17 protein-coding genes are annotated in these 17,831 nt (G+C 61.6%); 11 read left to right on the forward strand and 6 right to left on the reverse strand.

What is annotated here, in order from left to right:
* Positions 1-89 precede the first annotated feature (89 nt).
* On the reverse strand, positions 90-1,001 hold the full coding sequence (gene gcvA / locus AB4Y34_RS07150; protein WP_176382985.1) for a transcriptional regulator GcvA: 912 nt from the start codon (positions 999-1,001) through the stop codon (positions 90-92).
* Between the two features lie 80 nt (positions 1,002-1,081).
* Positions 1,082-2,377 carry an L-fuconate dehydratase gene (locus tag AB4Y34_RS07155; protein ID WP_368715633.1) on the reverse strand — a complete coding sequence of 432 codons (1,296 nt, stop codon included), beginning with the start codon at positions 2,375-2,377 and terminating at the stop codon, positions 1,082-1,084.
* A 193-nt stretch (positions 2,378-2,570) separates the two neighbouring features.
* On the opposite strand from AB4Y34_RS07155, the gene AB4Y34_RS07160 reads away from it, so the two are divergent.
* From AB4Y34_RS07160 to AB4Y34_RS07205, 10 genes are all read left to right on the forward strand, one after another.
* Positions 2,571-3,332, forward strand: a complete 762-nt coding sequence (locus AB4Y34_RS07160) for a GntR family transcriptional regulator (protein WP_176382980.1) — start codon at positions 2,571-2,573, stop codon at positions 3,330-3,332.
* 90 nt (positions 3,333-3,422) lie between these two features.
* The gene (locus AB4Y34_RS07165) at positions 3,423-4,940 is read left to right on the forward strand and encodes a sugar ABC transporter ATP-binding protein (protein WP_368715634.1); all 1,518 of its coding nucleotides are present in this window, start codon (positions 3,423-3,425) and stop codon (positions 4,938-4,940) included.
* Positions 4,941-4,953: 13 nt separating this feature from the next.
* Positions 4,954-5,982 (forward strand): ABC transporter permease, encoded by a 1,029-nt coding sequence (locus AB4Y34_RS07170; RefSeq protein ID WP_013092574.1) that lies wholly within the window; start codon positions 4,954-4,956, stop codon positions 5,980-5,982.
* 119 nt (positions 5,983-6,101) lie between these two features.
* Positions 6,102-7,043: an ABC transporter substrate-binding protein gene (locus AB4Y34_RS07175; RefSeq protein ID WP_176382976.1), complete on the forward strand. Its 942-nt coding sequence runs from the start codon at positions 6,102-6,104 to the stop codon at positions 7,041-7,043.
* Between the two features lie 331 nt (positions 7,044-7,374).
* Positions 7,375-9,324 carry a putative bifunctional diguanylate cyclase/phosphodiesterase gene (locus AB4Y34_RS07180; RefSeq protein ID WP_368715635.1) on the forward strand — a complete coding sequence of 650 codons (1,950 nt, stop codon included), beginning with the start codon at positions 7,375-7,377 and terminating at the stop codon, positions 9,322-9,324.
* 29 nt (positions 9,325-9,353) lie between these two features.
* Complete coding sequence (locus AB4Y34_RS07185) at positions 9,354-9,776, forward strand: hypothetical protein (protein WP_368715636.1); 423 nt, start codon at positions 9,354-9,356, stop codon at positions 9,774-9,776.
* Positions 9,777-9,891: 115 nt separating this feature from the next.
* Positions 9,892-10,116 carry a hypothetical protein gene (locus AB4Y34_RS07190; RefSeq protein ID WP_176121057.1) on the forward strand — a complete coding sequence of 75 codons (225 nt, stop codon included), beginning with the start codon at positions 9,892-9,894 and terminating at the stop codon, positions 10,114-10,116.
* Between the two features lie 27 nt (positions 10,117-10,143).
* Positions 10,144-10,389, forward strand: a complete 246-nt coding sequence (locus AB4Y34_RS07195; RefSeq protein WP_176382969.1) for a hypothetical protein — start codon at positions 10,144-10,146, stop codon at positions 10,387-10,389.
* Complete coding sequence (locus tag AB4Y34_RS07200; RefSeq protein ID WP_368715637.1) at positions 10,349-12,055, forward strand: purple acid phosphatase family protein; 1,707 nt, start codon at positions 10,349-10,351, stop codon at positions 12,053-12,055. The genes AB4Y34_RS07195 and AB4Y34_RS07200 overlap by 41 nt, the downstream gene beginning before the upstream one ends.
* A 200-nt stretch (positions 12,056-12,255) precedes the next feature.
* The gene (locus AB4Y34_RS07205) at positions 12,256-12,696 is read left to right on the forward strand and encodes a hypothetical protein (RefSeq protein ID WP_368715638.1); all 441 of its coding nucleotides are present in this window, start codon (positions 12,256-12,258) and stop codon (positions 12,694-12,696) included.
* Positions 12,697-12,762: 66 nt separating this feature from the next.
* Here the strand turns inward: AB4Y34_RS07205 and AB4Y34_RS07210 are convergent, their stop codons facing one another.
* Positions 12,763-13,914 carry a peptidyl-alpha-hydroxyglycine alpha-amidating lyase family protein gene (locus tag AB4Y34_RS07210; RefSeq protein ID WP_368715639.1) on the reverse strand — a complete coding sequence of 384 codons (1,152 nt, stop codon included), beginning with the start codon at positions 13,912-13,914 and terminating at the stop codon, positions 12,763-12,765.
* Between the two features lie 263 nt (positions 13,915-14,177).
* On the opposite strand from AB4Y34_RS07210, the gene AB4Y34_RS07215 reads away from it, so the two are divergent.
* A complete protein-coding gene (locus tag AB4Y34_RS07215; protein ID WP_176106837.1) occupies positions 14,178-14,471 on the forward strand; it encodes a DUF1330 domain-containing protein in 294 nt (97 codons plus the stop codon).
* Positions 14,472-14,516: 45 nt separating this feature from the next.
* Here the strand turns inward: AB4Y34_RS07215 and AB4Y34_RS07220 are convergent, their stop codons facing one another.
* From AB4Y34_RS07220 to AB4Y34_RS07230, 3 genes are all read right to left on the reverse strand, one after another.
* Positions 14,517-15,368 (reverse strand): carbohydrate ABC transporter permease, encoded by an 852-nt coding sequence (locus tag AB4Y34_RS07220; protein ID WP_176106836.1) that lies wholly within the window; start codon positions 15,366-15,368, stop codon positions 14,517-14,519.
* Positions 15,365-16,255 (reverse strand): carbohydrate ABC transporter permease, encoded by an 891-nt coding sequence (locus AB4Y34_RS07225; RefSeq protein WP_176106835.1) that lies wholly within the window; start codon positions 16,253-16,255, stop codon positions 15,365-15,367. Before AB4Y34_RS07225 ends, AB4Y34_RS07220 begins: the two co-directional genes overlap by 4 nt.
* 171 nt (positions 16,256-16,426) lie before the next feature.
* Complete coding sequence (locus AB4Y34_RS07230; protein WP_176382961.1) at positions 16,427-17,659, reverse strand: ABC transporter substrate-binding protein; 1,233 nt, start codon at positions 17,657-17,659, stop codon at positions 16,427-16,429.
* Between the last annotated feature and the right edge of the window lie 172 nt (positions 17,660-17,831).

Below are 17,831 nucleotides of genomic sequence, written 5' to 3' on the forward strand. Positions count from 1 at the left end.
TTAGTGACGGGAAAGCTTCGATGCTATTGATTCGCGCTGCACGCGACCAACGATTTTTCGTGCCTGACGCATGAGCCAAACTAATGCGTTCAGCCGAGCCGGTCCTTCTGCGCCGTTTGTATGATCCAGGAGCGGAATGCGGTCGCGGCGGCGTCGAGCTTGCCCTTGCGGGTGACGAGCCACCAGCCGATGCGGGGATCGTCGAGCACCGCGTCGGGCAATGCCGGTACCAGCGAGCCTTGCGCGAGCTGCTGCGCGATCAGCCGATGGCGGCCCATTGCGATGCCCTGTCCGGCCAGCGCCGCTTCGACGACGATGTTGTAGTCGTGCAATTGCACGCGTTGCGCGTCGCCGAGATCGAGGCCGGCATGACGCGACCATGCTTCCCATTCGAACGAATGCGTCGAGTAAGAAATCAGCAATGGGAAACGCAGCAGGTCCAGTGCTTTGCGCGGACGCTTTCTGCCCGCAAGCAGCGACGGACTGCACACCGGCGAAAGACGCTCGGACATGAGCCTTTGCGAAGCGACACCCGGCCAGCCGCCGCGTCCATAGCGAATCGCCACGTCGACTTCGCCGCCCGGCACATCGGCGAGTGCGATGTCGGGCCGCAATTGCAGTTCGATATCCGGATGCGCGAGCGGGAACGTATGCAGACGCGATGCGAGCCAGCGACTCGCGAATGAAGACAGCAGGCCCACGTTCAGCGTTTTGCGTTCGGTGGAGAATGCTCGCACTTCGCTGGTGCCGAGCCGCAGCAGTTCGAAAGCGGCGTGGACTTTCGCATAGTACGCGCGGCCTGTCCCGGTGAGTTCAATCGCTCGCGTTTGGCGCTCGAATAGCGCGATACCCAGATCGGCTTCGAGCTTCTGGATATGGTGGCTGACCGCGCTTTGCGTGACGAACAGTTCTTGCGCCGCGCGGCTGAAACTCAGGTGGCGCGCGGCGGCTTCGAAGGCGCGCAGCGAAAGCAGAGGCGGTAAGGGGCGGGCGGTGCGCATCGAATCGGGCGATAACAGCGTGAGCGAAGTCTGCCGTTATACGCCTGAAGGGACGCAAATGAAACCCTTACCGTCCGGCTTCATTCCTGCCACGCCGCTCCTTCCGGATACCAGTACTTGTCCAATGTCCCTTCCAGCATTTCGATGCTATAGCCCGGCCGTTGTGGCGGCATGTAGTGCCCGTTGCGGATCACCACGGGGTCCACGAAATGCTCGTGCAGATGATCGACATATTCGAGCACGCGATTTTCGAGCGACGCCGACACGCAGATATAGTCGAACAGCGAAATATGCTGCACGTACTCGCACAAGCCGACGCCACCCGCATGCGGGCACACCGGCACACCGAACTTCGCGGCCATCAGCAGAACGACGATCACTTCGTTGAGTCCACCGAGCCGACAACTGTCGATCTGGCAAAAGTCGACGGCTTGCGCCTGCAGCAGTTGCTTGAACATCACGCGATTGTGGCAATGCTCGCCGGTTGCGACGCCAATCGAACCGAGCCGCCGGCGAATCGCCGCATGACCGAGGATGTCGTCGGGACTGGTTGGCTCCTCGATCCACCACGGGTCGAACTCGGCGAGACGACGCATGTTCGCGATCGCCTCATCGACGTCCCACACCTGGTTGGCGTCCATCATCAGCTTCAGGTTCTCGCCGATCTCCTCGCGCAGAATGCGCGCACGCCGCACGTCTTCTTCCAGGTCGCCACCGACCTTCTGCTTGAAATGCGTCCATCCCTGCGCGACGCCTTCGCGCGCGAGCCGGCGAATCTTGTTGTCGTCGTAACCGAGCCATCCTGCGGATGTCGTATAGGCCGGATAGCCGTGCGCGAGCATTTCCTTTTCTCGCTCGCCTTTGGTCTTCGCATGACGATGCAGCATCGCGAGTGCTTCGTGCGGCGTGATAGCATCGGTCACGTAACGAAAGTCGAGGCAGCGCACGAGTTCTTCCGGACTCATGTCGACCAGCAGCTTCCAGACCGGCTTGCCGCCGGATTTCGCCCACAGGTCCCACACAGCGTTGACGACCGCCGCGGTGGCAAGATGAATCGCGCCCTTGTCCGGACCGATCCAGCGTAGTTGGCTATCCGAAGTGAATGCGCGCCAGAAAGCACCCATATTCGCGGCGATATCTTCGAGCTTCTTGCCGACGATCAGTGGCGTGAGTGCATTCACGGCAGTCACGCAGATTTCATTGCCGCGGCCAATCGTGAACGTGAGACCGTGGCCGATCAGGTTCGGCGTGTCGGTTTCGAGCGTGACGTAGGTGGCGGAGTAATCCGGCGCGGTATTCATCGCGTCGGAGCCGTCCAGTGAACGTGAGGTGGGAAACCGGATGTCCCGAACGGACAGCCTTGTGATCGTCGTCATCTGCGCACCCTCCGGGGCTATGGCTATCGGCTTGTCGTCTGCGGACGCAGACGGGATCGGCTACATGCGCACGTTCTCCATGTGCGCGTTCCTGCCGCGTGTACGGGTAAGCCCTTGGTTCCCAGATACCAGGCATCCCTAGGTATTCCCCAGGCATTTGTACGCGTTGACAACACGGCATTCCCTTTCTAGCATGCTAGCATGTTCTCTCGAAATCAAGGCCTCCGTGAACTCGTCAGCCGAACTGGAGAATGCCGCTGGCAATCCTTATGTCGCACTGCAAAAAGTTGGCGGTGGCGAGCGCGGCAGTTTGACCGACGCGGTCGAGGCGGCGTTGCGAGAAGCGATCGTTACGTTGGCGTTGGAACCCGGCATGATGATCGACAAGATGGCCGTGTGCGAACGGATGGGGGTGTCGCGCTTTCCGGTGTCGTCCGCGTTGGCAAGGCTTGCGCATGCGGGTCTCGTCGAGGTATTGCCGCAGCGCGGCACGCGCGTCAAACCGATCGCGCTCGACGACATCCGCCAGCATCTATTCATCCGCAGCGCACTTGAGGTCGAGACGGTGCGCGGCGTGGCGCGAATGCACGACCGGGCCACGCTCGACGCATTGGCCAGCAATCTCGACCAGCAGCGCGCTCTGGCTGGAAGTGGCGAACGTCTGGCGTTTCATGCGCTCGATCTGGCTTTCCATGAAATCCTGCTCGACGCGGTCAACCTGCCGCGCGTGAAGGAAATCGTCGCGGTGTCGCGCAATGCGCTGGACCGCGCGCGGCAATTGCTCGCAAGTCCGGAACGGGTCGTGCATACGCTGGAAGAGCACGAGAGCATCTTCAAGGCTCTTTGCGCCGGCGACGGCGATGCGGCCGCGAAAGCGATGCACGATCATCTCGACCAGGTCGTCGCCGAATTGCACCGGTCCGCAAAAGAGCGGCCCGACCTGTTCGCGCCTTGAATGAAAGCTGCAATGAAAGCCGTTGTCGAGTCGTAAAAAGCTCCACCGTAAAAGCGTTGGTGATATAGACAACCGTCGACAGATCAGTACATGAACCCACTCATTTCCGTCAACAAGCTTTGCAAGAGCTTTCCGGGCGTTAGAGCACTTCATGACGTCCGCTTCGAACTCATGGCCGGCGAGGTCCACGCGCTGATGGGCGAGAACGGCGCCGGCAAGTCGACGCTGATGAAGATTCTTGCCGGCGTCTATACGCGCGATTCCGGCGAAATTCTGTTCGACGGCAAACCCGTCGACTTTCAAGGCCCGCGCGACGCGCAAGCCGTCGGCATCGGCATCATTCATCAGGAACTGCAACTGATGAATCATCTGAGCATCGCGCAGAACATCTTTATCGGCCGAGAGCCGCGCAAGGGTCTGGGTCTGTTCCTCGACGAAGACAAGCTGAATGCGCAGGCACGCGAGATCTTGGCCCGCATGCACGTGAAGCTCGATCCGCGCAAGATAGTCGGCACGTTGACCGTCGCGAGTCAGCAGATGGTCGAGATCGCGAAAGCCCTGTCTTTCGATTCGCGCGTGCTAATCATGGACGAGCCCACCTCCGCGCTCAACGATGCCGAGATTGCCGAGTTGTTCCGGATCATCCGTCAATTGAAAGAGCGCGGCGTCGGCGTCGTCTATATCTCGCACAAGATGGACGAGTTGAAGCAGATCACCGATCGCGTCACGGTGATGCGCGACGGCGAGTATGTGGCCACCGTTCCGACCGAGGGCACCAGCGTCCAGACGATCATCGGCATGATGGTCGGGCGCACGCTCAGCGACATCGCGCCGGTGGAGAGCGCGCCGGCGAAAGGCGAACTCGCGCTCGAAGTCAAAAATCTCGTCGCGGGTCCGCTCGTGCGCGACGTCAGTTTCGAATTGCGCAAGGGCGAAATACTCGGCTTCGCCGGCTTGATGGGCGCGGGCCGCACGGAGCTCGCGCGTGCGGTGTTCGGTGCCGATCCGGTCGAATCGGGCGAGATTTTTGTGAAGGGCGTGAAGGCGTCGATCAAAAGGCCCAGTGATGCGGTCAAGCGCGGCATCGGCTATCTGTCGGAAGATCGCAAGCGCTTCGGTCTGGCCACCGGAATGGATGTCGAATCGAACATCGTGATGTCCGATCTCGGCAAGTTCCTGTCGCTCAATATGTTCCTGCGCAGCGGGCAGATTCGCAAAAGAGCGCAGCACTTCATCAAGCTGCTTGCGATTCGCACGCCTTCGGCGACGCAGCAGGTTCGGCTCCTGTCGGGCGGCAATCAGCAAAAGATCGTGATTGCGAAATGGCTCGAGCGCGATTGCGATGTCCTGTTCTTCGACGAACCGACGCGCGGTATCGACGTCGGCGCGAAAAGCGAAATCTACAAGCTGCTGCGCTCGCTGGCGGCGCAAGGCAAGGCGATCGTGATGATCTCCTCCGAGCTGCCCGAAGTTCTGCGCATGAGCGACCGCATCGTCGTGATGTGCGAGGGCCGCATTACCGGCGAGCTGTCCGCCGGCGAAGCGACGCAGGAGCGCATCATGCATCTCGCGACGCAGCGCGAATCCCTGAAAACGGCACAAGCCTGAAGAGGTCTATGACATGACAATGCAAACGGATACCGCGGCGCTGGACAACGAACGGCGCACTTCCGGGCTGAAAGCGCGAATTTTTGCGCCGACCGCCGTGCAAAAGATGCTCGCGTTCGCGAGCCTCATTCTGCTGCTGGTGTTCTTCAGCTTCGCGTCACCGGCCTTCATGCAGATGGACAACATCCTCGGCATTTTGCAGGCGACCGCTGTGAACGGCGTGCTGGCGATCGCGGCCACGTTCGTGATCATCACTGGGGGTATCGATCTGTCGGTTGGTACGTTGATGACGTTCACCGCCGTGATTTGCGGTGTATTTCTCACTTACTGGCATCTGCCGATGTGGATGGGCGTACTCGCGGCACTGGCGACTGGCGCGGTATGCGGCACGATATCGGGCACCTTGACCGCGAAAATGAAGATTCCGCCATTCATCGCGACGCTCGGCATGATGATGCTGCTCAAAGGGCTTTCGCTCGTCGTGTCGGCCGACAAGCCGATCTATTTCACCGATACCGAGAACTTCTACCGTATTTCCCAGGACTCGCTGATCGGCTATTTCCTGCCGAGCGTGCCGATTCCGAATGCGGTACTTATTTTGTTCTTTCTCGCGATCGTCAGTTCCATTACGCTCAATCGCACTGCGCTCGGCCGCTACACATTCGCACTCGGCAGCAATGAAGAAGCGGTACGGCTTTCGGGCGTCAATGTCGATCGCTGGAAGATCGCGATTTACGGCGTGGGCGGCGCGATCTGCGGCATCGCGGGTCTCCTGATCGCGTCGCGGCTCAATTCCGCGCAGCCGGCGCTCGGTCAGGGCTACGAGCTCGATGCGATCGCGGCGGTCGTGATCGGCGGCACGTCGTTGAGCGGCGGTTCGGGCACGATCCTCGGCACCATCATCGGCGCTTTCATCATGAGCGTGCTGACCAACGGGCTGCGCATCATGTCGGTCGCGCAGGAGTGGCAGATCGTCGTGACGGGTTTGATCATCATTCTGGCGGTGTATGCGGACATTCTGCGGCGCAGCCGGGGAAGTTGATGTAGGAGCAAGGAAGCAGCAAATAAGCAGGGAACGCAGGAGCAGCAGAGAGAGGGCACGTGAAGGCTCCCTCGAAAGCTCGATAGCGGCTTGATAGCCCAACCATTGGAGGAGGCCCCATGTTGAAGAGAAGACTAATCGGTATCGTGGTCGGTGTCGGTGCGCTCGTTGGCGGAAGCAGTCTCGCGTATGCGGATGAACCGTATATTCCGCTTATTTCGAAAGGCTTCCAGCATCAGTTCTGGCAAGCCGTCAAATCGGGTGCCGAGCAGTCCGCGAAAGCGAACAACGTCAGGATCACGTTCGAGGGACCGGAAACCGAAGCGATGGTCGACAAGCAGATCGATATGCTGTCGGCCGCGCTCGCGAAGAAACCGCAGGCGATCGGTATTGCGGCACTCGACAGCAAGGCGGCCATCCCCTTGCTCAAGCGCGCGCAGAACGACAAGATTCAGGTGATCGCATTCGACTCTGGCGTCGACAGCGATATTCCGTTGACGACCTGCGCAACGGACAACCTCGCCGCCGCCGCGCTCGCCGCCGACAAGATGGCCGAGTTCATCGGCAATTCCGGCGAAGTCGGCGTCATCGTGCACGACCAGACCAGCCGCACCGGTGTCGATCGTCGCGACGGTTTCGTCAATCAGATCAAGTCGAAGCATCCGAACATCAAGATCGTGTCCGTGCAATACGGCGCCGGCGACCACCTGAAGTCGGCGGAAATCGCCAAGGCCATGATCCAGGCGAATCCGAACCTGAAGGGCATCTTCGGCGCGAACGAAGGTTCCGCGGATGGCGCAGCGATTGGCATCAAGGAGTCGGGCAAGAAACTCGTGCTGATCGGCTTCGACTCCGGCAAGGAGCAGAAGGACAACATCATGTCGGGCTTGATGGCCGGCGCGATTACGCAGAACCCGGTCGGTATCGGCAAGTGCACGGTCGACTCGGCGGTCAAGGCGCTGCATGGCGAGAAGCTGCCGAAGAAGATCGATACCGGTTTCTACTGGTACGACAAGACCAACATCAACGATCCGAAGATCGTAGCCGTGCTGTACGACTAAAGCAAGGCCGGCGATCGCGACTCGGGAAGCCGGGCACGCGGAAATCGTCAAGGAGGAAGAGCCACGCTCTTCCTCTTTTTTATTGCCTTTGCGCAACATCGGAATGACGCCAACCGAGCGGGGCGCTGCGCCGCAACAACGTGCGCTCCGAAACGCTCGCACCGGGTCGAGTCACTGGGGATTAGCGGCGGTCAGTGCTTATAAAAGCGCGGCTAATAGTCATTTCACGCCATTGCCCGCATTAATCTGATATTTTATGTTTATGTAATCGTTGCACGAGCCGTCCATTCGCATGCCGATTCGGACCCACCAACCGTCGAATGCGCAGGTCATGGCTTTTACCGAACCAAGGTCTCCATTTTTCAAGTGGCTCGTGTCTTCGGCTCAGAACCTGAGTCCGGACAACCGGCAGATTCTGCTCGCCAACCTGTTTACACGAACCGCTTCTATCATATTCGCATCGATTTGCGAAATTAGCGTTTGCGCGACTGCGTATTATCTTTATCCGATTCCGCTGTATGCCGCGTGGGGCATTGCGGTCGTCGCATTGCTGATCGTGCGGCTCCTGTTGATCTGGCTATGCCGCACGCGCGCCGCGAAAGGGCTGCCCACACCGACTTCCGCGTTTCTTTTCGCGAGTCTGTTGTGGAGCGCGCTATTCGGCTTCGGCACATTTCTGTGCAATATCAGCGGGAGTCCCACGCTTTTTCTGCTTGGAAACGTTTGCGCGGTCGGTGTAATCGGCGGGTTGGCCGGACGTAATGCGAGCACGCCGCGGCTTGCGTTATTGCAGATCGTATTTATTCTGAGCTTTCTGAGTATCGGCGCGGCGATGTCGCCAGGCAATGGCAAGCTCGTGTTGCTATTTCAGGCACCGTTTTGCGCGGCCGGCTTTTTCACGGTTGCGCTGCGCAGCAATCGCGACACCGTCGCGTTGCTGCTCGCGCGCGAAAACAGTCATCGCCTCGCGCGCCAGGACAGCTTGACCGGTTTGCCGAATCGCGCGCGCATCAGCGAGCTGCTGCTCGAGCGCACCGGCGAGAGTTCGACTGGGCAGGGCGGGGCGTTCGCGGTGCTGCTGATCGACCTCGATGGCTTCAAGGCGATCAACGACAGTCTCGGCCATGCCGCCGGCGACCGGATTCTGCAGGAAGCGGCGACGCGTTTGCGCGACGTGCTGCCAAGCGGCGACCAGGTTGGCCGCCTCGCGGGCGACGAGTTCGTGGCGATTGCGGACGGCGCCGGGCAGCTTCGCGACGTGCGCGTGCTGGCTGATCGCATCGTCAGAACGCTGGCGCGGCCGTTCGTGCTGAGCGAAGCGCTCGTGCATATCGGCGCGAGCGTCGGCATCGCGCTGTACCCCGAACATGCGAATACCGGTCCGCAATTGCTGATCTGCGCCGACCGCGCGCTGTATGGCGTCAAGCGCAGCGGCAAAAGCGCGTTTGCGATTTTCGATGCCGAGAAGCACGTATCCGACGAAAGCCTGAGCCTGCTGCGCAGCGACCTCGAAGGCGCGCTGAAGTCGTTCGATGGTTTGCGCATGGAGTATCAGCCGATCATCGATCTTCACACCGGCGCGGTAGCGGGTCGCGAGGCGCTGATTCGCTGGGCTCATCCGACGCGCGGCGAGTTGTCGCCGTCGGCGTTCATTCCGACCGCCGAGCGCACCGGCCTGATTCTCCTGTTGGGCGAATGGGTGCTGCTGCAATCGTGCATGGCGGCGTCGACGTGGCGCGACAAGGTGATCGTCGCGGTCAACGTATCGCCGGTGCAGTTGCGCGAGGAATCGTTCGCATCGACGGTGACGGCCATACTTCGGAAAACCAGGCTGCCGCCGACGCGGCTCAATCTAGAGGTCACTGAAACGGCACTGCTGAACGACGATGAAGTGACCCGCCGCAATATCACCCGGTTGCGCGCCTTGGGCATCGGGCTGGCGCTCGACGACTTCGGCACCGGCTTTTCGACGATGTCGACGCTGGTGCGCTTCTCGTTCGACAAGCTGAAGATCGACAGCTCGTTCGTGCGCGAGGCCGTGCATGGGCGCGAATCCGCGGCCGTGGTGCGCGGCATCGTCGCACTTGCGCGCGAGATCGGCATGCCGACCACGGCAGAGGGCATCGAAACCCAGGAGCAGCTCAATTTCGTGCGCGTCTGCGGTTGCACGCATGCGCAGGGTTATCTGCTGGGCAAGCCGATGAGCAGCGAAGAAATCGAGCAGTGCGAAGCCGCGCTCGACGCGCGTGTCGCCGACAAGGCCGCGCCCGCGGACTTTTGATAACCGTTACCGACGCGATCGAGGTCGTGATGTCATCTCCGCTGCAATTCCAATTGCGGATCACCGCGTCGGCGGAACTCGCCAACTCGCTGCGCGCGGACCCTTCGTGCGCCGCGCATCCAGCACTTCGCGCCCTTTTGCAAACGCATCACGCAACGCTCAAATGCCAGTTCGATGCATTCGCCGACTACGTGAGCGAAGCGGAAAGAATGGGCGCCGAGAACTACCCGCTTTATCAATGGACGCGGCAGACCATCGAGAACCCGGAGAAGAAAGCGAAATACCTTCAGTCGTTCACGCTCTACGTGAATGGCGACGAGGTGTATAGCAAGGACGTCGCCGATGCGCTCGAAGTCGGCTTGTCGAACCTGATCGACGCGAATGGCATCGTTCGTGTGTCGAGGTTCGACACGAATCCCGCAAACAATCCACAGCCGCCCGCCCGCATGTGAGGCGGCCAAATAAATTTCACTCTGAAAGCTTCACGGTCAAGCGGCTTAACATTTGACGACACGCGACGAAGTTCGTGAGACGATGCAATTTCACTTATTTTTGTGGGAGTGCGACATGGGACTTCTGGACGAAGTGGGCAAGATCGCCGGCGCGGTCGCCGCCGTTGAAGCCGCGGAGAAAGTCGATCCGCAAGCGGGTCTGCTGACCAAAGGCATCGCCGCTATCGCCGGATTCGAAGGCGCCGGCAAGCTCGAAGAGCTGGTGGAAAAGAAAGAAGAAGAGAAGCAGGACGACGCCGACAACGCTCAAGCCGCGGACGATACGAGTTCGCAAACCTAAGCGGCGCTCACGCGGATTGCCGGATGCATGCGCGTGATCGAATTGCGCGCTGCACCGGCAATTCGTTTTTATGAGCGTTTCGATCTCAATCCCCACCTTCCGCTGTTCTCCCGATGTTTTCATCGGGCTGTCATCGCCGTCCGGCTACGATCGTCCGTCACTTTCCGTCCGCGCTCGCCCGCGGGGCGTTGTTTTGCGCCGGCGTTCTTCCACCCGAACAACCATACCGGACATGTCGAACACAAAAATCGTCAAGACAACGCCTGCCGATGAACACGGCGCATCGATCGTCTCGCGTCGCGGCTTTCTGAAGTTCGCCGGCGTATCGAGTCTCGCGACGGCGGCGGGCGCGCTCGCATCGACCGCGCGCGGCGCCAATAGCGGCACGCCCGACGGCACGCCCGAGCAGATCCACCTGACCTGGGGCAGCGACCCGACGAGCGAAGTTACCGTGTCGTGGTCGTCGCTCGCGCCGGCGGTCAATCCGCAGGTGCGCATCAGCGGCACCCGTCACGGCGACCACGCGAAACATACGGTGCACGCGGTGCAAAGCACTTACACCGACGGCCTCAACGGCGAGGTCGTGTTCAACTATCACGCGCGCGTGCGCGAGCTGAAGGCCGACACGACCTATCAGTACGAAGTGACGGCCGATAACGACAGCAACGCATCGCAACCCTTCGCCGCGAGTTTTCGCACCGCGCCGCGCGGCCGCGCGCCGTTTCGCTTCACGAGCTACGGCGATCTCGCGACGCCCAATACGAACTGGGTGCTGTCGTCGCCGCAAAGCCGCTTCGCGGTGGCAGCCGTCGAGAGCTTCCAGCCGCTGTTCCATCTGCTGAACGGCGACCTCTGCTATGCGAATCTGAACCCGATGCAGCAACCCGAGGTGTGGCGCGACTTCGGCAACAACGCGCAGACCTCGGCGTCGAACCGGCCGTGGATGCCGTGTCCCGGCAATCACGAGCTCGAATTCAACAACGGCGAGCAGGGGCTTGCGTCGTATCTGTCGCGCTACATGCTGCCGGACAATCACACGCGTTTTCCGGGCCGCTGGTACAGCTTCCGGGTCGGCTCGGTGCTGTTCGTTTCGCTCGATGCGGACGACGTCGTCTATCAGGATGCCGCCGCGTTCGTCGCCGGGCCCGCGCCGTTGACGCCGGTCGCGAGTACCGGCAATCCGCCGATTCCAGCGGGCACGTCGCTGTACGTGCGCGGCTATAGCAATGGCGAGCAGACGCGCTGGCTAGAGAAAGTGCTGCAGCATGCGTCGCACGATAACGACGTGGACTGGATCATCGTGCAGATGCATCAGGACGCGCTCAGTTCGTCGAAGACCGGCAACGGTTCCGACAAGGGCATTCGCGAAGCGTGGCTGCCGCTGTTCGATCGCTATGGCGTGGACCTCGTGCTGTGCGGTCACGATCACGACTACGAGCGCAGCTATCCGGTGCGCGGTTGCAATCACAACCGGGGCACCGACATCGCGACGGGGCGCCCGGTCGATACGTTGCAGCCCAAGCCGATCATGTCGGCGGTATCGGCGGGTGCATCGACGTTCGATACGAGTCACGGCACGATTCACCTGATTCTCGGCGGCGGCGGCACGAGCGCGCCGCTCGACGTGTATGGCGTCGATGCCGGCACGGGCCTGCCGCAGGCGCGCATCTTCACGAAGCCAAATCGCCCGGTGCCGGCGACGACCGCGGGCGCGTTCGTGCGCGCGAGCGCCGACGCGGTCGAAGTCGCGATCTGGTCCGCGCAACGCGACACTGGCACCGGCTACGGCATCGCGGTGTTCGACTGCGATCCGGGACAGCCCGGCGGCGACACGACGATCACGATGAACTACTACCATGCGCCTGGCGCGGATCAGACGCCGACACCGGAATATGCGCTGTTCGAGACGATCGAATTGAAGAAGAAGCGGCGCGGGTAGAAGAGTAGATTCAGACCGCTAACCGGCATTCGCGCCAGGGGCCGCTCACCACGAGCGGCCCTTGTTTTTCGCGGTTACCGCAAAAAACAATACCCCATTCATTTTGTTACACGTCTTACCGGGATGGACTGTCGCAGTTACAAAGGCCTTTCGCAAGCCCCGCTATACTCGGCGCCGTCTCACTAAAACAAAGACCCGATATGTCCAAGAAGATCACCCAGATGGTTGCCGTGGCTGCATTGAGCGCCGCGGCGTCGTTGCCGGCCCTCGCCGGTGATATGAACAACATGCTCGGCGGCGCGCTCGGTGGCGTGGCCGGCGCGGCAGTCGGCGGCGCGGTGGGTGGCAGCACCGGCGCAGTGATCGGTGGCGCGGTGGGCGGTGGTGCGGGCGGCGCGGTCACCTCGAATCGTCGCGAACGTACCGGCGCGATCATTGGCGGCGCGCTCGGTGGCGGCGCGGGCACCGCGGCCGGCAACGCGATGGGCGGCCGCGCTGGCGGCCTCGTCGGCGCGGCGCTGGGCGGCGGCGCAGGTTCGGCGCTCGGCGGCAACATCTCGCGCTCGAACTCGTACGCCGACGACTACTCGCGCGACTACCATTCGGGCAAACGCCATCACAAGCATCGTCACTACGACTGAGATGGCTTGACATAGACGGGGCTGGTCCGCGTGCGCATCACAGGCGAACGCGGCGGCCCTCGTCCATCACGCATGCAAGACCAGTTTCTGAATGCGCCAGTTCAGCAACTCGGCAACGAATAAGACGTTTTCCGAAGGACACGCCATCTCGTGAATCCAGCCGAACTGTTTCGGCTGTTTGCCCGCTTTGCCGAGTACGCCGAGCACTTTGCCGTCGAGCGTCATCTTGTAGATGCGGCCCGGAAACGCGTCGGCGCTATAGAGCACCTGATTCGGTCCCGGCGAAATGCAGATCGCCCAGGGTGAGCCGGGCGCGAACGTGCCCGCGGCGAGTTCCGCTTCGCTCGGCATGTTGCCGATCGCGGGACGCGCGTCCGGCGGCACCGGTACGTCGATCGTGAACTGCCGCAGGAACGTGCCTTCGGTATCGAACACCTGGATGCGCCGGTTGCTGCGATCGGCCACGTATACGTGGTCGTGCGCATCGACTGCGATGCTATGGGGTGTATGGAACTGCCCCGGTCCTGTGCCGCGGTCGCCCCATGATTTCAGCCAGTTGCCGTCGCGATCGACCTTCGCGACGCGCGAGTTGATGTATCCGTCGCTGATATAGGTGTTGCCCGCCTTGTCCCACGCGACGTCGGTCACCTGGCGAAAGCGTCCGGGTTCGGACGGCAGCGGCGGATTGGGATGCTTGAGCGGCGCGGTCTCTTCGTCCGATGCTTCCTGCTTGCGGCCGAACACCATCGCGACGCGTCCTTCCGGCGTGAACTTGATCACCATGTCCGAGCCCTTGTCGGTGACCCAGACGTTGTCATGCCGGTCCACCTTCACTGTGTGCGCGAACGACCACGCATACAGGTTGTGGCCGATCTCACGCACGAAGCGTCCATCGGGCGCGAACTCGAGCAGTTGCGCGGCCGCCGCGCCATACGCGGGGCCGGTGGTGTTGCCGCGCGACAGCACGAAGATATGGCCACGCGAATTGAGCGCGACGCCCGAGCATTCGCCGAAGTACGTGTCGTTCGGCAAACGTACGGGGTTGGCAATCGAGTCATAAGCAATCGTGCGCACGTCGGGTGCGTCCGCGGCGAACGCGGACGGCATCGCGAGTCCGGCGGCGCTGCCCGCAAGCAGGCTCATGAAAGTCCGGCGGCTCATCGCCCGATGGTCGGGACTGCCGCAGCATGCACAAAACGACTCGTATCGCTCGATCATTCGTTGTCTCCTTTGATCCATCGCTTGAAGTGTGCAAAGGCAAGCCTAGTGCACAAAACGCTTGATAGCTAAGTCGTTTTGCGATGCTGGAAGAGACATTTCCCGTTATGCGCGTCACATGCTCTTTCGCGACCGGCTGACAGTCAGATGGAATGTGCGGTGACGGCAGGGCATCGCGAGCCGGCCCGCTTTGCTACCATGCAAGACAGCGACCGCCATGGTCCGCTTTCATCCGCGTTGGTCCATCACACAAGGAGATTCGAATGAGCAAAGGTTATTGGGTGACGTCGTACCGCAAGACGAACGATCCGCAGAAACTGGCCGCGTACGCGCAACTCGCCCCGGCCGCGGTGGCGGCGGCAGGCGGCAAGTTCATCGTGCGAGGCGTGGCGGACGAGGCGCGCGAGCAGGGCCTCAAGGAGCGCACGGTCGTGATCGAATTCCCGACCTACGAGGCGGCCGTCGCCGCTTACGAAAGCGACGAGTACAAGAAGGCGCTGGCCGCATTGGGCGATGGCGTGGAGCGCGATCTGCGCATCGTGCGCGGCGCCGACTAACGCGAGCGGCATGCCTACACTGCGCGGCGCTCGCCGCGCAGCCGCTTACTTCACCGCGCCGAGCGCGAGCCCCTTCACCATATAACGCTGCAACCACGCAAACACGATCGAAACCGGCAGCGTCGCGCCCAAGGTCGCGGCCATCACCAGATGCCATTCGACCACGTACTTGCCCGCCACCATATCGGTCACCTGGACGGTCAGCGTCTTGTTTTCCGGCGAACGGATCAACGTATAGACCACCGCGAACTCGTTCCACGCATTGATGAACGTGAAGATCGCAGTTACGACGATCGCCGGCACCGCGAGCGGCAGAAACACCTTGAACACCGCGCGCGTACGGCTGCAGCCTTCGAGCCACGCGGATTCCTCGAGATCCTGCGGCACGGTCTGAAAGTACGACGACAGCATCCACACCGCGAACGCGATATTGAACGCCGCGTATGACACGATTACGCCGATCCTCGAATCGACCAGGTTGCCGTCGCCCCACGGAATCATCGCCGCGAGCCGGAACAGGCCGACCACCAGCAGGATCGGCGACAGCATCTGCGTGACGAGCAGGAACTGCCTGTACAGACCGCGTCCGCGAAACGGAAAGCGCGCGAGCGCGTAAGCGGCGGGCAGGCTCACCGCGAGTGCGAGCGCGGTGGACAGGCAACTGATGATCGCGCTGTTGCGCAGCGCGACGCCGAAGTTGGCCGCGTCCCACATGTCGACGAAATTGCGCCACTGCCACTGCACCGGCAGCCAGCGCGCCGGATAGACGAAGATCTCCGACGCGGGCTTTACCGAAGTGAAGAACATCACCGCGAACGGAAACAGTATGACGATCACGAGCGGCGTCAGCGCGATCCAGCACCACAGCGAGCGTTTGGTCTTCGCGCTCAGACTCATGACGGCACTCCTTCTTTCGTGCGTTGCAGACGCAGATAAGCGATCGAGAACGCGAACAGCATCACGAGCATGATCAGCGAAACGGCGGCCGCCTCGCCGGGGCGTCCAAGCCGGAAGCCGAGTTCGTACAGATAGGTGACGAGGATGTGCGTGCTGTTGTCGGGGCCGCCTTGCGTCATCACCCAGATGATCGGAAACGAGTTGAACACGTAGATCACGTTCAGCAGGATCGCCATGTTGATGAACGGGCGCAGCAGCGGCATCGTCAATTGACGGAACTGCTGCCACGCGCTCGCGCCGTCGATCCGCGCAGCTTCGTAGATATCGCTCGGCACCGAAGACAGGCCGCCAAGAAAAATCGTCACCGTGAACGGAATCGACACCAGAATGCCGACCGCGATTTCGACGGGGAACGCGAACTCGGGCGTCGCGAGCCAGTGAATCGGGCCGCTGATCAGGCCGAGCCGCTGCAGCGTCACGTTGACCATGCCGTAGTCGTCGTTGAAGGCCCAGCGCCAGACGACGGCGGTCATCGTCAGCGATACGGACCACGGCAGCATCACGATCGTGCGCGCGACACCGCGGCCGTGGAAGTCCTGATTCAGAATCAGTGCGACAGGTACCGAGATCAGCACCGTGCCACCCACCACGCACACGGTCCAGATGATCGTGCGGCGTACCGAAGCGAGAAACACCGGGTCCTGGAATACGTTGATGAAATTCTGCGCGCCGGTGAAGTCGCGAATCGCGCCGAAGCGCGACACCTCATGCAGCGATTGCCACACGATGTTGAAAATGGGATAGCTGATGATGAACAGCGCCAGCACGAGGCTAGGCGCAATCAGCAACCAGGGCGCGTGCGCGCGCGGAGAAACGGAGCGGCTCATGCGTGCTCGATCGTAAGACGCGCCCGCTTTCTGGCGGCGGGCGCGACGGAATGGGCCGGTGGGTGCGTCGTGCTGCATAGGCTCGAATATTGGGGGTGTGCGCAACGCGCGGCGCTTCAGCTACGGCGCCGCGCGTCCCCTGTTCGTCTCGTTACTGCCAGAAGCCGTGTATCAGTGACCGAGCGACTTGTTTGCCTGCGTGGCCGCCGAATTCAACGCGTCAGCCGGCTGCGCCTTGGCCAGGTAAATCGCTTGCATCGAATCGGTCACGGCCTTCGCGGTGTCTTCCCAGCCGGTCACGGTCGGCGCGAAGTGAGCCGTGGGCAGCAACGCGATGAATGCCTTGATGTCCGGATCGTTGAACGCGGGGTCCGCCGCTTCGGCCTTGGTGGTCGGCAGGAAGCCTTCGGTCGTCGTGAACTCGACGCGCGGTTCCTTCGTGAACAGATAGTCGAGGAACTTCCACGCGGTCTTCTTCGCCTTCGAGTTCTTGAACATCACGATCGAGTCGGTGACCGCGTAGGTGGCGTGCGTCGTGCCCATCGGCACCGGATCGATGCCGTACTTCAGGTTCGGCGCTTCCTTCTTGATCTGCTTCGCGAGGAACGGCGCGGAGATCACCATCGCGACGCGGCCCTGCTTGAACAGGTTCTGCACGTCTTCGCGGCTATAGCCGGTGACGCCCGGTTGCGTGAGACCCTGGTCGATCATCTGCTTGTACATCGTCGCGGCCTTCACGCCCGCCGGCGAATTGAACGCGGCCTTGCCGTCCTTGCCCACCACGTCGCCGCCCATCGTCCACAGCGCGTAGTAATAGTAGACGTCGGTTTCGATTTCCTTGCCTTGCAGACCGAAGCCGGCGATGCCTTGCGCCTTCAGCTTCTTCGATGCATCGATCACGTCGTTCCAGGTCTTCGGGCCGTCGGGGTAGCCGACCTTCGCGAGCATGTCCTTGTTGTAGTACAGCGCGCGTGCGGAAGCGGCGATCGGCAGCCCGTAGGTCTTGCCGTTGATCTGGCCGGGCGCGAGGAACGGACCGATGAAGCGGGCCTTGAAGTTCGCGTCCATATAGCCGTCGAGCGGCTCGGCGACGTCGTCCTTCACGAAGTCGAGCAGCCACCGCGTGCCGACGATCGCGAGGTCCGCGTTGGCGCCGCCGGAGATGTCCGTTTGCAGCTTCTGTTGCAGCGTGTCCCAGTTCACGTCTTCGATCTTGATGGTCGTGCCCGGGTTGGCCTTCTCGAAGTTGCGGGCCATTTTCTCGAAGTACGGCGCGGTCGCGTCGCTGTAGTGCGCGACCGTCACGCGGACCGTTTCGGCGTGGGCCGACACGGCGATACCTGCAAACGCGAGCGCCACGGCGACTTTGCCTAGCGCGAGGGAAGCACGGGCATGCAACGACATTTTTCTCTCTCCTGTGGGTGGTTTGCTGCCGTCGCCGGCCGCCTTGGGTAGATTGTTTGAAAAAATCCTACATGACGCAAAATAGCTTGTCACGTAGGGTCTGCGATATTTTTTCCTCGGTGATTTTGTGCATAAGATGCTGGAAAGCATGGGGTATTCTGCACTGCGCGAT

The sequence above is a fragment of the Paraburkholderia sp. BR10954 genome, from assembly GCF_040965775.1.
Classification (GTDB): Bacteria; Pseudomonadota; Gammaproteobacteria; order Burkholderiales; family Burkholderiaceae; genus Paraburkholderia; species Paraburkholderia youngii.

What these genes read in the sequence shown, in the direction of transcription:
- AB4Y34_RS07220 (WP_176106836.1), bottom strand. Translation starts at nt 15,368, where the DNA reads ATGAGTCTGAGCGCGAAGACCAAACGCTCGCTGTGGTGCTGGATCGCG.
- AB4Y34_RS07185 (WP_368715636.1), top strand. Translation starts at nt 9,354, where the DNA reads ATGTCATCTCCGCTGCAATTCCAATTGCGGATCACCGCGTCGGCGGAA.
- AB4Y34_RS07225 (WP_176106835.1), bottom strand. Translation starts at nt 16,255, where the DNA reads ATGAGCCGCTCCGTTTCTCCGCGCGCGCACGCGCCCTGGTTGCTGATT.
- AB4Y34_RS07230 (WP_176382961.1), bottom strand. Translation starts at nt 17,659, where the DNA reads ATGTCGTTGCATGCCCGTGCTTCCCTCGCGCTAGGCAAAGTCGCCGTG.
- AB4Y34_RS07195 (WP_176382969.1), top strand. Translation starts at nt 10,144, where the DNA reads ATGCGCGTGATCGAATTGCGCGCTGCACCGGCAATTCGTTTTTATGAG.
- AB4Y34_RS07190 (WP_176121057.1), top strand. Translation starts at nt 9,892, where the DNA reads ATGGGACTTCTGGACGAAGTGGGCAAGATCGCCGGCGCGGTCGCCGCC.
- AB4Y34_RS07215 (WP_176106837.1), top strand. Translation starts at nt 14,178, where the DNA reads ATGAGCAAAGGTTATTGGGTGACGTCGTACCGCAAGACGAACGATCCG.
- AB4Y34_RS07170 (WP_013092574.1), top strand. Translation starts at nt 4,954, where the DNA reads ATGACAATGCAAACGGATACCGCGGCGCTGGACAACGAACGGCGCACT.
- AB4Y34_RS07175 (WP_176382976.1), top strand. Translation starts at nt 6,102, where the DNA reads ATGTTGAAGAGAAGACTAATCGGTATCGTGGTCGGTGTCGGTGCGCTC.
- AB4Y34_RS07210 (WP_368715639.1), bottom strand. Translation starts at nt 13,914, where the DNA reads ATGATCGAGCGATACGAGTCGTTTTGTGCATGCTGCGGCAGTCCCGAC.
- AB4Y34_RS07200 (WP_368715637.1), top strand. Translation starts at nt 10,349, where the DNA reads ATGTCGAACACAAAAATCGTCAAGACAACGCCTGCCGATGAACACGGC.
- AB4Y34_RS07160 (WP_176382980.1), top strand. Translation starts at nt 2,571, where the DNA reads ATGCTAGCATGTTCTCTCGAAATCAAGGCCTCCGTGAACTCGTCAGCC.
- AB4Y34_RS07205 (WP_368715638.1), top strand. Translation starts at nt 12,256, where the DNA reads ATGTCCAAGAAGATCACCCAGATGGTTGCCGTGGCTGCATTGAGCGCC.
- AB4Y34_RS07165 (WP_368715634.1), top strand. Translation starts at nt 3,423, where the DNA reads ATGAACCCACTCATTTCCGTCAACAAGCTTTGCAAGAGCTTTCCGGGC.
- AB4Y34_RS07155 (WP_368715633.1), bottom strand. Translation starts at nt 2,377, where the DNA reads ATGACGACGATCACAAGGCTGTCCGTTCGGGACATCCGGTTTCCCACC.
- AB4Y34_RS07180 (WP_368715635.1), top strand. Translation starts at nt 7,375, where the DNA reads ATGGCTTTTACCGAACCAAGGTCTCCATTTTTCAAGTGGCTCGTGTCT.
- gcvA (WP_176382985.1), bottom strand. Translation starts at nt 1,001, where the DNA reads ATGCGCACCGCCCGCCCCTTACCGCCTCTGCTTTCGCTGCGCGCCTTC.